Here is a 12,342-nt window from a genome sequence, read left to right as displayed (position 1 = left end):
GATCGGTCCTTGCGCGTCACCCCCAACGGTACGCGGAAGCACCGTGTCGCAGCCGTGACGTGACACCAGACGACAGGCCGACGGAAGGTCCCGCACCGTGCCAGAACCGCGCCCCGCGCCGGAACACCTCGTCGACCGCGACCCGCAGGTCACCCCGCAGCAGATGGCCGCCGCGCTCGTGCCGCCGCCGCAGTTCGCCGAGGCGTCGTTCGCCTCGTACCGGCCCGACCCGGAGTACGCCTCGCAGGCCGAGGTGCGGGACGCGGTCGAGACCTTCGTCACGACGGTCCCCGAGCCGGCCAGGCGCGGGCTGTTCGGTCGGAAGCGCAAGGAGCCCGAGGTGCCCGCGAAGTCCGGTGTGTACCTGGACGGCGGGTTCGGCGTCGGCAAGACCCACCTGCTCGCCGCGGCCTACCACGCGGCCAGCGGACGGAAGACGTTCGGCACGTTCATCGAGTACACCGCGCTCGTCGGGGCGCTCGGTTTCCAGGGCACGGTCGACCTGCTCCGCGGGACCGCGCTCGTCTGCATCGACGAGTTCGAGCTCGACGACCCGGGCGACACGATGGTGATGACCCGCCTCATCAAGGAGCTCACCGAGACCGGCACGCGCTTCGCCGCGACGTCGAACACCCCGCCCGGGGCGCTCGGTGAGGGGCGCTTCGCCGCGCAGGACTTCCTCCGCGAGATCCAGGCGATGTCCGACCGGTTCGACACCATGCGCATCGACGGCCTGGACTTCCGTCGTCGTGCCGTCGACGAGTCGGCGTCGGTCGTCGACGACGTCCCCGCCGCGCTGGCGGCCCTGACCTCGTCGACGCCGTCCGGGACGGGAGGCCCGGCCCGCGTCACGCAGGACGACTTCCGGTCCGTCGTGGCCCACCTGGCGTCCGTGCACCCGTCCAGGTACGTCGCGCTCGTCGACGGGCTCGACGCCGTCGGGCTGACCGACGTGCAGGCGTTCACGGACCAGACCGACGCGCTCCGGTGGGTGGCGCTCGTCGACCGCCTCTACGACGCGCAGGTCCGGATCGTCGCCTCGGGCATCCCGCTCGACACGGTGTACCCCGACGTGATGCTCGAAGGCGGGTACCGCAAGAAGTACCTGCGTGCCGCGAGCCGCGTCGTCGCGCTGACCCGCGCGGAGGAGTCGCCCCGGGCCTCCTGAACGTCCCGGAACACCCCTGCCGGGTGCCGCTCGGGGCTGCGAAACACAGCGTTCACAGAACGCGCCGTGACGTTACCTCCGCGAAACAGAGCGCGCCTCCCGGTGAAACACGTCGTCGCCAGACTCGGTCGCACCCGAGGCGGACGGAGAGCCGCACAGCGACGAGAGGTGCACACATGCTTGATCAGGGCAACACGACGTTCGTGTTGGTCATGGCGGCGCTGGTGTTGTTCATGACACCCGGCCTGGCCTTCTTCTACGGCGGTCTGGTGAAGGCCAAGTCCGTCATCAGCATGATGATGATGTCCTTCGGGGCCATCGCGCTGGTGAGCGTCCTCTGGGTGCTCTACGGCTACGCGATCGCCTTCGCCAACCACGGGGACAACACGGCCGTGACGGGCATCGTCGGCTTCTTCAGCATCGACTGGAACCTGCTCGGCCTCGGCCAGGCGTTCGAGGAGGCGCAGTCGTCGGACATCCAGGCGGCCTACCCGTCGATGGCCTTCGTCGGCTTCCAGGCCACGTTCGCGATCATCACGGTCGCCCTCATCTCCGGTGCGATCGCCGACCGCGCGAAGTTCGGCGCGTGGATGGTCTTCGCCGGCATCTGGGTCACGGTCGTCTACTTCCCGGTCGCCTCGTGGGTGTTCAACCTGACGTCGGGATGGGCCGCCACGTGGGGCGTCATCGACTTCGCCGGTGGTACCGCGGTGCACATCAACGCCGGTGCCGCGGGCCTGGCCCTGGCGCTCGTGCTCGGCAAGCGCGTCGGCTTCGCCAAGGGTGCGCACAAGCCGCACAACCCGCCCTTCGTCCTGCTCGGTGCCGCGATCCTCTGGTTCGGCTGGTTCGGCTTCAACGCCGGGTCCGAGGGCGCTGCTGACGGCATCGCCGCGATCGCCTGGGTGAACACGCTCGCCGCCCCCGCCGCCGCGATCCTCGGGTGGCTGCTCATCGAGAAGCTCAAGGACGGCAAGGCCACCTCCGTCGGTGCCGCCTCGGGCGCCGTCACCGGCCTCGTCGCGATCACGCCGGCCTGCGCCAACCTGACGCCCGGCTGGGGCATCGTGCTCGGCTTCCTCGCCGGCATCGTCTGCTGCTTCGCGATCGACTGGAAGTACCGCCTGGGCTTCGACGACTCGCTCGACGTGGTCGGCGTGCACCTGGTCGGCGGTGTCTTCGGCACGCTGTTCCTCGGCTTCTTCGCCAACGACACCGGCCTGATCTACTCGGGCTCGTTCGAGCAGCTCGGCAAGCAGGCCGCCGCTGCCCTCGCCGTCGGGCTCTACTCCTTCGTCCTGGCCTTCGTGATCGGCTTCCTCATCGAGAAGACGATGGGCTTCCGCGTGAAGACCGAGGACGAGGTCGCCGGCATCGACACCGCGGTCCACGGCGAAGAGGGCTACGTCCTCTACGACCAGGAGGACAACAGCGCGGTCGGCGTGCGCTGACCGCTCCTGCCGCACACGACGACGGCCCCCGCTCACTCGGAGCGGGGGCCGTCGTCGTGCGGCCGGCGATCAGTGCGTGTCGGCACCGTCCTCGCGCGAGCCGTCGGGGACCGCTTGGTCGTCGGTCTGGGTCCCGGTGGACGTGTCCCCGAGGTCGTCGCCGCCACCGACGAGGGCGTCACCTCCGCGGGCGTCGTTCCCGAGCGCGGCGAGCGCGGACTGTTCCTGGTCCCCACGGTCCTCCAGGTCGAGTCCGGAACGGTCGTCCTCGGCACGTGGTTGCTCCTCGGCCGACCCGGAGTCGCCGGTGGTGGCGGCTTCGTGCTGCAGCGCTTCGCCGAGCTCGGTGTTGCCGCCGTCCCCGCCGTGGTCGTTGGGCATGGAAGTGGTCATCGCGGTCGTCCTCTCGTCGGTGGTCCGGCTCCAGCGGGAGTCGTCGGTGCCCGGACCGGTGTGCGGTGCTACCAGGCGTAGTCCTCGGGTGCGGTCCGGTGGCCGGGGAACAGCTCGTCGAGGCGGTCGAGTGCGGCCTGGTCGAGGCGGATGTCGACCGCGCGGACGGCGGACTCCCACTGCTCCATGGTGCGCGGGCCGGTGATCGGCGCGGTGACGCCCGGCTGGTGCAGCAGCCACGCGAGGGCGAGTTCGCCCGGAGTGTGCCCGAGCTCCTGCGCGAACGACTCGTACGCGGTGAGCTGGTCGCGGTGGGCGTCGACGTACTCGGCGCTCCGCCCGGACAACCGGCGCGACCCGTTCTCGGTCTTCTCGATCACGCCGCCGAGCAGTCCGCCCTGCAGCGGCGACCACGGGATCACCCCGAGCCCGTAGTGCTGCGCGGCCGGCAGGACCTCGCGCTCGACGTCACGGACGACCAGGTTGTAGATCGACTGCTCGCTGACCAGACCGAGGAAGTTCCGGTGCCGTGCGGCCTCCTGCGCCTGCGCGATGTGCCACCCGGCGAAGTTCGACGACCCGACGTAGAGGACCTTGCCCTGGCCCACCGCGATCTCCATCGCCTGCCAGATCTCGTCCCGGGGTGTCGCCCGGTCGACGTGGTGCATCTGGTAGAGGTCGATGTGGTCGGTCTGCAGCCGCTGGAGCGACGCGTCGATCGACCGGCGGATGTTCAGCGCGCTCAGCTTGCCGCCGTTCGGCCAGTCGGTCATCTCGCCGTACACCTTCGTGGCGAGCACCGTCTTGTCGCGTCGTCCGCCGCCCTTGGCGAACCACCGGCCGATGATCTCCTCCGTGGCGCCCTTGCCCACCGAGCCGCCGTACGCGTTGGCCGTGTCGAAGAAGTTGACGCCGAGCTCGTGCGCCCGGTCCATGATCGCGTGCGAGTCGTCCTCGCTGGTCTCCGGTCCGAAGTTCATCGTGCCGAGCACTGCCCGTGACACCGACAGCCCTGTCCGTCCGAGGTGTGTGTAGTCCATGCACCAGGTCTACGCCCCCGGCTCGACGCGCTGTCAGGACCCGGGAGTACCCGTGGAGGCCTCGACGACCACGCGACGGAGGAACGACCATGCCCGACGACGACATCCCGAGCACGCTGCAGCGGTCCCCGGAGCACGCGCAGGACGTCTACCGCGCCACACTGCGGTCCGCCGAGGCCGAGTACGGCGAGGGGCAGCGCGCCGGCCGGACCGCGTGGGCCGCCGTGAAGCACGAGTACGAGAAGGTCGGCGACCACTGGGAGGAGAAGAACTCCGCCGGTCCATCGGACTCCGGTGCCGCCGGTACACGCGACTCCGGCACGACGCAGGAGGGTGTCGACGCGAACGCCTCGAAGGCGCACCTGCTCGAGGTCGCGAAGCGCCTCGAGGTGAGCGGCCGCTCGAGGATGACGAAGGACGAGCTCGTCGACGCGATCAAGAAGGCGAACCGCCGAGCGACGGCGAAGGCGCGCGACTGACCTGCGCCCACCCCATGCCGTGCCCGGCATGCGGCGTTGGACGACAGGCGTAGCGTTCGGGGGGTGAACATCCCAGCACTCCGAGGCAGCCGGATCACCGGGTTCGGCCACCACCAGCCCGACCGGATCCTCACCAACGACGAACTGTCGACGATGGTCGACACGAACGACGAGTGGATCACGACACGCACCGGGATCAGGACCCGGCGCATCGCCGGCCCGGACGACAGCGTGACGTCCATGGCGACCGAGGCGGCGCGCAACGCCCTGGCGGACGCGGGCGTCGCGCCGACCGACGTCGACCTGGTCGTGGTCGCATCGACCACCCACCGGGACCGCTCGCCCTACACGGCCGGACGGGTGGCCGCAGCGCTCGGCATGTCGAACGGCCCGGCCCCCATCGACATCAACACCGCGTGCAGCGGCTTCGAGTACGCCATGGCCATCGCCGACCAGGCCATCCGCACCGGGTCCGCCGACACCGCGCTCGTCATCGGCTCCGAGACGCTCTCGCGCATCGCCGACTGGACCGACCGCTCGACCTGCGTGCTCGTGGGCGACGGCGCCGGCGCAGCGGTCCTGCAGGTCTCCGACGAGCCGCAGATCGGACCGGTGTCATGGGGGAGCGTGCCGCACCTGCAGGACGCCGTCCGCGTCACGCACGACCCGGAGGTGTTCCAGCAGGAGGGCCGCTCCATCTACCGGTGGGCGATCACCGAGGCCGAGGGACACGCGCGCGCGGTCGTCGACCGGGCCGGCCTGACCCTCGACGACATCGGGGTGTTCGCCTTCCACCAGGCGAACCTGCGCATCATCGAGCCACTCGTCACGGCGCTCGGCGGCGAGGGCAAGTACGTCGTGCGCGACGTCGTCGAGTCCGGCAACACCTCCGCAGCGAGCGTGCCGCTCGGTCTGTCGAAGGCGTGGCACCGCGGGGAACTGCCGGAGGGCGTCCCGGCGCTGCTCTTCGGGTTCGGGGGCGGGTTCGCGCACGCCGGACAGGTGGTCACCACGCCGGTCCGTCGCCGCTGACCGCGAGCGCCGGCCCGCCCGGGCGACGGACGGGAGGCTCCCCACCGGGTGGTGCCGGGCCTCCCGTCCGTCGGGCGCGTCAGCGGTCGAGCTTGCGCTGCTGCCGCTTGCTGAGGGGCTTCGCGGAGTCCGAGCCGACCGGCTCGGCGTCGACCACGACCGCGAAGTGCGCGGGCGGCGGACCGAATGCGCTGCGGGAGGACTGGACGACCTTGCGCCCGAGCGCGTGGTTGCCGAGGCCGCCGACGACGGCACCGATCCCGAACGGGATCGCGCGGCCGAGGACGGACGTGCCCTGGCGGGTCAGGAACCGCTTGACGAAGGTGTTGCGCAGCTTCCCGCCGATGCCGCTCACGGCCTGCTTCGGCAGCGACGACGTGACGAGCTCGCCCCAGAACGCGGTGCGACCCTTGCCGCCGCGGGCCTCGCCCGCGAGCTGCTGGACGAGCTGCGTCCCGGGCGCGCCGAGCATCATCGCCATCACGAGGGCGCGGGCGCGCTCCGGGTCCTCGACCGTGATGCCGTGCACCTCGGTGACGGACTGGGCGAAGAGCGCGCTGGCCTCGAGGAACCCGACCGTCTCGGCTCCGCTCAGGCCGAGGCTCGCGACCATCCCGACGCCGGGGATGACGGCGCTCGCGCCGACGGCGGCGCCGCCGGAGGTCACGGCGGTCAGGTACTGGCGCTCGAGGATCTCGATGACCTCGGCCGGGGAGGCGTCGGGGTGACGACGACGGACACGGGCGACGTGGGCGACGACGACGGGCCGCTGCACCGAGATCGCCCGGTCCAGCCATGCGGTCCAGCCCGAGGTGTCGTCGGACTGGACGCGCTGACCGTCGGCGGACGGGGCGGTCTGGACGGGTGCGGGGGGCATCGGCACGATCGCGTCGTGGCCCTTGGGGGTGCGGGACATGACGTCGACGCTACGCGGGGGGTGCTCGGAGCGGCCGAGCGCGGTCGCTCTCCGGAGGGTCAGCTGTGGGCGAGCTCGGCCCGGATCGGCAGGTCCTGGTCCTCGAGGATGAACTGCGCGCCGACGGCGGTGCGGGCGTTGACGACGACCGGGGCGAGCAGGTTCACGGTGGTGCCGGCCGCGTCCGGGTTCGCGACGACGAGGAGCATGGCCTCCTCCGCACGCTCGAGCCCGATGCGGTCGGCCTGCTCGTCGGCGAGCACCGGCGCGTAGTCGGGCAGGTGCACGGCGGCGTCGAGCAGGTACAGCCGCGGGTCGGTCACGCCGGAGTCCGTCGTGCCGGTGCCCACCAGGGCGAACAGGCCGTCGGCGCCGTCGACGGGGTCGAGGGTGAACGACCGCAGCGGCTCGAGGCCGAACGGTGCGACGGTGAAGGTCAGGTCGATGCTCATCGGAGGTAGTCCATCAGGGTCGGCTGCAGGACCTTCGCGGTCACGGCGAGGGCTGCCTGGTAGTTGGTGCTCTGGACCTGCAGGTCGAGGACGGCCTGGGCGAGCGCCTTGTCCTCCACGCCGGAGCGGCGACCCTCGAGTGTGGTCGAGAGCGTCTTCAGCGCGTCCTGTGCGGACAGCGCCGCGGAGTGCCGCACACCGACGTCGGCCTGCGCACCGCGGACGGCGGCCTGCGCCGCGTCGATCTCGTTCAGTCGGGGGTTCACGTTCGTCCCTGCCTGCAGGTCGGCGACGATGTCGTCGAGGAGTGCGAAGACCGACGCGTCGCCGGTCCCGAACACGGCGCTGCCGTCGGTGTCGACGCGGACCTCGTCGCCGGTGCCGACCGTCCGGGAGACGCTGGCGGACGGGGAGCCGGCCCACGTCGTGTCCGGCGCGTACGCGGCCGCGGCGGGGGAGGACCCGGCGAAGACCGATCGCGTGCCGTACTTCGTGTTCGCCGAGCTGAGCAGGTCGGCCTTGAGGCCCTGGAGCTCGCTGATGAACGCCTGCCGGTCGGTGGTGCCCATCGTCCCGTCGCTCGCGGCCTGCACGGTGAGGTCCCGGACCTTGCCGAGCACCTTCGACACCCCGGCGAGGGCGCTGTCGGTCGTGGCGAGCCACCCGACGGCGTCGTCCGCGTTCCGGGCGTGCTGGGCGGCCTGCGCCTGCTCCTTGCGCACCTGCATGGCGGTCGCGGTGCCGGTCGGGTCGTCCGACGGCTTCCGGATCGCCTTGAGGCTCGTGGCCTGGTCGGTCAGGTCGGCGACCTTCGCGGCACCGGCCTGCAGACGCGACTGCGCGGCGGCCATGGTCATCTGGGTGGTCACACGGGTGATCACGGTCAGCTCCTCCCGACGAGGCCGAGGCGGTTGATGATGGTGTCGAGCATCTCGTCGACGGCGGTCAGGACGCGTGCCGCGCCCTGGTAGGCGTGCTGGTACGCGAGCAGGGACACGTTCTCCTCGTCCATGTCGACGCCGGCGCTCGACTGCTGCTGGGTGCGCGCGTTGGTGAGGGCGAGCCCGGTGAGCGTCGCCTCCGACGTCGCCGTCCGGGAGGCGCTGCCCACGCCCGTCACGAAGGTCGCCCAGGTCGCGTCGGGACCTCCGGCACGGTTGCCGACCGCCGCGATGGCCGTCAGCACCGAGGCGTCGAACTGCCCGGTGGCGCTCCGGGTGGCGAGTCCACTCGCGTCCGTCGGGACGACGGACAGCCCCTGGGCCGCGGGGACACCGGCGGCGAGGGCGAAGAACGGGCTGCCGGTGGCCCCGGACGGCGTGGTGCCGGTGGCGTGCAGGGCGTTCACCGACGTCGCGAGGTCCGTGGCGACGGCGTCGTACGCGGCGGCGGCCTCGGCGAGGGCACCACCCGTCCGTGCGCCGTTCGCGGGCGCGAGCAGGGACAGCCCACCCGCGATCGACCCGCCGTCGAGGGCGACCGGACCCGCGGAGCCGCCGACCCAGGACAGGGCCGGTGCGCCGGAACCGCTGCGGGTGTCGGCCAACGAGCCGGCACCGGCGAGGGCGACGGCGCGGGCGGAGGTGCCCTGCACCAGCGCGTTCCCGCCGATGACGACGTCGACCGTGCCGTCGCCGTTGTCGCGGACGGTGGCTCCGGTCAGCGTCGCGATCGACTCGGTGAGCTGGTCGCGTCGGTCGAGGAGTTCGTTCGCGTTCCCGCCCGACGCCACCGTCGACCGGATCTGCCCGTTGAGGTCGGCGACCTGCGCGGCGGCGTCGTTGAGCCGGGTGACCTGCGTGGCGACGGTGGACCGGGTCGCGGTCCACTGCGCGTCGACGCTCTTCGACCCGGCGGAGAGGGCCGTGGCGACGGTCTTCGCGGCGCCGAGCAGCGCGCTCGCGGCACCCGGGTCGTCGATGTGGGTCGCGAGGTCGCTCCAGGCGGACCAGAGCCCGTCGAGCTTCGCGGAGAGCCCGTCGGCGCCCGGCTCGTGCAGCCCGGTCTCGAGCTGGTCGAGGGCGGTCGCGCGGGTGTCGGCGGAGGCGGCGGCACCGGCGGAGAGCCGGACGCGGGTGTCGAGGGTGGCGGTCGCCAGGCGGGCGATGGCGTCGACCGACACGCCCTGGCCAGCGAGGGCCGCGGTGCCGCGGAGGAAGCCGGTCTGTGCCGGTGCGCCGACCTCGGTCTGCACGAGGCGCTGCCGGGTGTAGCCGGTCGTCCCGGCGTTGGCGATGTTCTGCCCGGTGACGTCGAGGCCGGCACGGGCAGCGGCGAGCCCGGAGTAGGCGGTCTGGAGCGATCCGAAGGTGCTCACCATGGTCAGAGGTTCCCGTCGAACAGGCGGGCGCCGTCCGGGTTCGCGCCCGAGGAGCCGGTCGCGTCGTACGTGTCCGCGTCGGCGACCGTGCCCGCGAGCGTCTCCTGCGTCGCCTGGGCGGCGATGCGGAGGAAGCGGTCGTTCTCGTCGCGCAGGGCGCCGATGCGCGTGGTCAGTTCGAGCATGGCGGCGAGGTGGGAGGCGAGGATCTCGCTCCAGGGTCCGGACGGCGCGGCGGCGACGACCTCGCGCAACGGTGCGTCCGAGGACACGCCCCACTCCTCGGCGACGGCGGCGCTCTGGGCGCTGCGTTCGAGGCCGGTGCTGCGTAGGCGGTCGAGGACCTGCTCGACCTCGCGGCTGGCGTGCGACACCCAGCGGGAGCGTCCGGCGGCGAGGATGAGCTGTTCCTCCTCGAGCTTGAACGTGAGCAGCTCGAGCAGTTCGCGTTCACGCCACAGGACGGCGGACAGGTCGTTCACGCTCATCAGCCCCCTCCGGGATCGGATCGACCGCCGGGTGCGGTCTCCAGGGGTTATCGACGCCGTCGGTCCCGGCGTAAGCAGCGCGCACCCGGTCCGCCGATCGGGGGACACGGACGGACCGTGTCCGCAGAAGGGCGGACCGGCGTGTGCGGCGCCCACCCCCGCACTGGGTACGGACAGGCACTCGTTCAGCCCCTGCACAGCCGATAGGTTCGGAAGCAGCACCGGGGGACAACCCCCAGGTCGCGCCCAGGGCGCGGGTGCACCGCGAGGACGGATCCGCGCGGTTCTTCGACGTACTCCGGCGGTCCCGACGCCGGTGGTCGTCATGCCCACGGACGGGTCAGCCGAACCAGGACGACCAGGGGAACACCATGGACCGGAACGCACGCAACGCGATGATCGTCGAGCACCTGCCGCTCGTCGGCTACATCGTCGCCGAGACCTGCGCACGCGCCACCCACCTCAGCCGCGACGACCTCGCACAGGTCGGCTCCGTCGCCCTCGTGCAGGCGGCCGACGCGTTCGACCCGACCCTCGGCGTCCCCTTCGGCGCCTACGCCCGGACCCGCATCACCGGCGCGATCGCCGACGACCTGCGCGCCGGCGACTGGGCCAGCCGTGGCACCCGCAAGCGCATCCGCGAGACGCTCGCGACGCAGGAGGCCCTCTCCGCCGGTCTCGGTCGGAGCGTCACGCCGCAGGAGATCGCCGATGCGATGGGCGTCGACCGGCAGACCGCGGTCGACGCGCTCACCGACGCGGCGCGGACGATCACCCCGATCGACGAGACGGTGCACGACACGGTCGCCGCCGACCTCCCGCTGCCGGGTGAGGACCTGCTCGAGGCCGAGAAGCGCCGGTACCTGCGCGCCGCCGTCCTGGCGCTGCCCGACCGCATGCGCCTCATCGTCGAGGCCGTCTACTTCGGCGACCGCACCGTCACGGACGTCGCCACCGAGCTCGGCATCACGCACTCCGCCGTCTCCCAGCAGCGGTCCGAGGCGATGCGGCTGCTCCGCGACGGACTCGCCGCGCACTACGGCGACGACGGAGTCACGCCCGAGCCCGCCTCGCGCACCACGGCCGCCCGCCGGAGCGCGTACCTCGCCCGCGTCGCCACGAACGCCGCCGCCGGGGTCGCCCGCGCGGTGCACGACGCCGCCCCGCTCGGCCGGGTCGCGGCCAGTTGACCGTCCGGCGGTCCGCCGGGGCGGGAAATCGTCCGACGGATCGCCTAACGCCTCCGGCCGATCGGTCGAGAGGAGCACATGTCAGCCCACGGACGGGCTGACGATCGGCCCAGTTTCACGGAGGAACACATCATGGGTATGTCCATCAACACCAACCTCTCGGCACTCAACACGTACCGGAACCTCAACGCGACGCAGAACGACCTGTCGAAGTCCCTCGAGAAGCTCTCGAGCGGCCTCCGCATCAACCGTGCTGCCGACGACGCTGCCGGTCTGTCGATCTCCGAGGGCCTGAAGTCGCAGGTCGGTGGCCTCACGGTCGCCGCCCGCAACGCGCAGGACGGCATCTCCGTCGTGCAGACCGCTGAAGGTGGCCTCACCGAGACCCACTCGATCCTCCAGCGCATGCGCGACCTGGCCGTCCAGGCCGGCAACGACTCGAACAACGACACGTCGCGTGCGGCGATCAAGACCGAGTCCGACCAGCTCCAGAAGGAGCTCGGCCGCATCGCGTCGTCCACCAACTTCAACGGCACCTCGCTGCTCAACAGCAACGCGACGCTGAAGTTCCAGGTCGGCGCGAACGCCGGCACCGACAGCCAGATCGCGGTCGACCTGTCCGGTGCCAACGTCCAGAACATCGTCGACAACCTGAACGGTGGCAGCACCGGTACCGGGACGAAGTTCGTCATCGCCGACGTGGCGGCCCTGGCCGGCGCGGCGACGTTCGAGGTCACGAAGGGCGGCGAGACGACCAGCGTCACCACGGGCAACCTCGGTGCCGCGGGCTCGTTCGACAGCGTGCAGGAGTACGCCGACGCCCTCAAGGCCGACACCGCCTTCGCGGCGAACTTCACCGTCACGGTGGACAAGGACGCGAACGGCGCCGGCACCGGCATCACGGTCACGGCGAACAACGGTGGCGCAGTCGCCGTCGCAGCGCCGGGCACGGGTGTCGCGGCGGGCACCGCTGGTGCGCCCGTCACCGGTGGCGTCGCCTTCGACACCGCCGACAAGGCCCAGGCGTCGATCAAGCTGATCGACGAGCAGATCGCCAAGGTCTCCTCGGCCCGCTCCAACCTCGGTGCGATCCAGAACCGCTTCGACCACGCCATCAACGTGACGAACGTGGCCAAGGAGAACCTCACCGCGGCGAAGTCCCGCATCACCGACGTCGACATGGCGGAGGAGATGGTCAAGTACACGCGCGACAACATCCTCAGCCAGGCCGGCACGTCGATGCTCGCGCAGGCGAACCAGAGCACGCAGGGCGTCCTGTCGCTGCTCCGCTAGTCGCACCGGTCGTCACCACCGAGGAGCCGTTCGGGTGCTCCTCGGTGGTGGCGCCCACCCCCTCGGACTGACCGCGGTCGGTCCGCCACCACCTCGATCCGACGACCGCCGGGGAGCCCG

13 protein-coding genes are annotated in these 12,342 nt (G+C 71.8%); 6 read left to right on the top strand and 7 right to left on the bottom strand.

Annotated elements, in window-relative coordinates; all coding sequences use genetic code 11:
• Nucleotides 1-97: 97 nt before the first annotated feature.
• Entirely contained in the window at nt 98-1,168 is a 1,071-nt protein-coding gene (gene zapE / locus DEJ16_RS12030) for a cell division protein ZapE (protein ID WP_258365956.1), read from the top strand.
• Nucleotides 1,169-1,344: 176 nt separating this feature from the next.
• A complete protein-coding gene (locus tag DEJ16_RS12025; RefSeq protein WP_110825473.1) occupies nt 1,345-2,619 on the top strand; it encodes an ammonium transporter in 1,275 nt (424 codons plus the stop codon).
• A 69-nt stretch (nt 2,620-2,688) separates the two neighbouring features.
• On the opposite strand, the gene DEJ16_RS12020 is transcribed toward DEJ16_RS12025, so the two are convergent.
• Nucleotides 2,689-3,012, bottom strand: a complete 324-nt coding sequence (locus DEJ16_RS12020) for a hypothetical protein (RefSeq protein WP_146232873.1) — start codon at nt 3,010-3,012, stop codon at nt 2,689-2,691.
• A 68-nt stretch (nt 3,013-3,080) separates the two neighbouring features.
• A complete protein-coding gene (locus tag DEJ16_RS12015; RefSeq protein WP_110825475.1) occupies nt 3,081-4,052 on the bottom strand; it encodes an aldo/keto reductase in 972 nt (323 codons plus the stop codon).
• A gap of 89 nt (nt 4,053-4,141) precedes the next feature.
• Between DEJ16_RS12015 and DEJ16_RS12010 the strand changes: the two genes are divergently transcribed.
• On the top strand, nt 4,142-4,531 hold the full coding sequence (locus tag DEJ16_RS12010) for a ChaB family protein (protein WP_110825476.1): 390 nt from the start codon (nt 4,142-4,144) through the stop codon (nt 4,529-4,531).
• 63 nt (nt 4,532-4,594) lie between these two features.
• On the top strand, nt 4,595-5,563 hold the full coding sequence (locus DEJ16_RS12005; RefSeq protein ID WP_110825477.1) for a beta-ketoacyl-ACP synthase 3: 969 nt from the start codon (nt 4,595-4,597) through the stop codon (nt 5,561-5,563).
• A 79-nt stretch (nt 5,564-5,642) separates the two neighbouring features.
• Here DEJ16_RS12005 and DEJ16_RS12000 read toward each other — a convergent pair whose 3' ends face one another.
• From DEJ16_RS12000 to DEJ16_RS11980, 5 genes are read right to left on the bottom strand one after another with little or no spacing between them, the layout of a single operon-like run.
• A complete protein-coding gene (locus DEJ16_RS12000; RefSeq protein ID WP_181419577.1) occupies nt 5,643-6,479 on the bottom strand; it encodes a hypothetical protein in 837 nt (278 codons plus the stop codon).
• Nucleotides 6,480-6,538: 59 nt separating this feature from the next.
• Nucleotides 6,539-6,931 (bottom strand): flagellar assembly protein FliW, encoded by a 393-nt coding sequence (gene fliW, locus DEJ16_RS11995; protein WP_110825478.1) that lies wholly within the window; start codon nt 6,929-6,931, stop codon nt 6,539-6,541.
• Nucleotides 6,928-7,812, bottom strand: a complete 885-nt coding sequence (flgL, locus tag DEJ16_RS11990; RefSeq protein WP_110825479.1) for a flagellar hook-associated protein FlgL — start codon at nt 7,810-7,812, stop codon at nt 6,928-6,930. Before flgL ends, fliW begins: the two co-directional genes overlap by 4 nt.
• Before the next feature lie 2 nt (nt 7,813-7,814).
• Nucleotides 7,815-9,251, bottom strand: a complete 1,437-nt coding sequence (gene flgK / locus DEJ16_RS11985) for a flagellar hook-associated protein FlgK (protein ID WP_181419576.1) — start codon at nt 9,249-9,251, stop codon at nt 7,815-7,817.
• Nucleotides 9,252-9,253: 2 nt separating this feature from the next.
• The gene (locus DEJ16_RS11980) at nt 9,254-9,739 is read right to left on the bottom strand and encodes a flagellar protein FlgN (protein ID WP_110825480.1); all 486 of its coding nucleotides are present in this window, start codon (nt 9,737-9,739) and stop codon (nt 9,254-9,256) included.
• 371 nt (nt 9,740-10,110) lie between these two features.
• On the opposite strand from DEJ16_RS11980, the gene DEJ16_RS11975 reads away from it, so the two are divergent.
• Nucleotides 10,111-10,929, top strand: coding sequence for a sigma-70 family RNA polymerase sigma factor (locus DEJ16_RS11975; protein WP_110825534.1), 819 nt, complete (start codon nt 10,111-10,113; stop codon nt 10,927-10,929).
• A 132-nt stretch (nt 10,930-11,061) separates the two neighbouring features.
• Nucleotides 11,062-12,222 carry a flagellin gene (locus DEJ16_RS11970; protein WP_110825481.1) on the top strand — a complete coding sequence of 387 codons (1,161 nt, stop codon included), beginning with the start codon at nt 11,062-11,064 and terminating at the stop codon, nt 12,220-12,222.
• Nucleotides 12,223-12,342: the final 120 nt, after the last annotated feature.

It is taken from the genome of Curtobacterium sp. MCJR17_055 (assembly GCF_003224335.1).
Classification (GTDB): domain Bacteria; phylum Actinomycetota; class Actinomycetes; order Actinomycetales; family Microbacteriaceae; genus Curtobacterium.
This window is presented reverse-complemented; position numbering and strand designations above follow the sequence as displayed.

Bases quoted from the DNA above. Each gene is read 5' to 3' on its own strand.
- flgK (WP_181419576.1), bottom strand. From the start codon at position 9,251: ATGGTGAGCACCTTCGGATCGCTCCAGACCGCCTACTCCGGGCTCGCC.
- DEJ16_RS12015 (WP_110825475.1), bottom strand. From the start codon at position 4,052: ATGGACTACACACACCTCGGACGGACAGGGCTGTCGGTGTCACGGGCA.
- DEJ16_RS12000 (WP_181419577.1), bottom strand. From the start codon at position 6,479: ATGTCCCGCACCCCCAAGGGCCACGACGCGATCGTGCCGATGCCCCCC.
- DEJ16_RS12020 (WP_146232873.1), bottom strand. From the start codon at position 3,012: ATGACCACTTCCATGCCCAACGACCACGGCGGGGACGGCGGCAACACC.
- fliW (WP_110825478.1), bottom strand. From the start codon at position 6,931: ATGAGCATCGACCTGACCTTCACCGTCGCACCGTTCGGCCTCGAGCCG.
- DEJ16_RS12025 (WP_110825473.1), top strand. From the start codon at position 1,345: ATGCTTGATCAGGGCAACACGACGTTCGTGTTGGTCATGGCGGCGCTG.
- DEJ16_RS11970 (WP_110825481.1), top strand. From the start codon at position 11,062: ATGGGTATGTCCATCAACACCAACCTCTCGGCACTCAACACGTACCGG.
- DEJ16_RS11975 (WP_110825534.1), top strand. From the start codon at position 10,111: ATGGACCGGAACGCACGCAACGCGATGATCGTCGAGCACCTGCCGCTC.
- DEJ16_RS11980 (WP_110825480.1), bottom strand. From the start codon at position 9,739: ATGAGCGTGAACGACCTGTCCGCCGTCCTGTGGCGTGAACGCGAACTG.
- DEJ16_RS12010 (WP_110825476.1), top strand. From the start codon at position 4,142: ATGCCCGACGACGACATCCCGAGCACGCTGCAGCGGTCCCCGGAGCAC.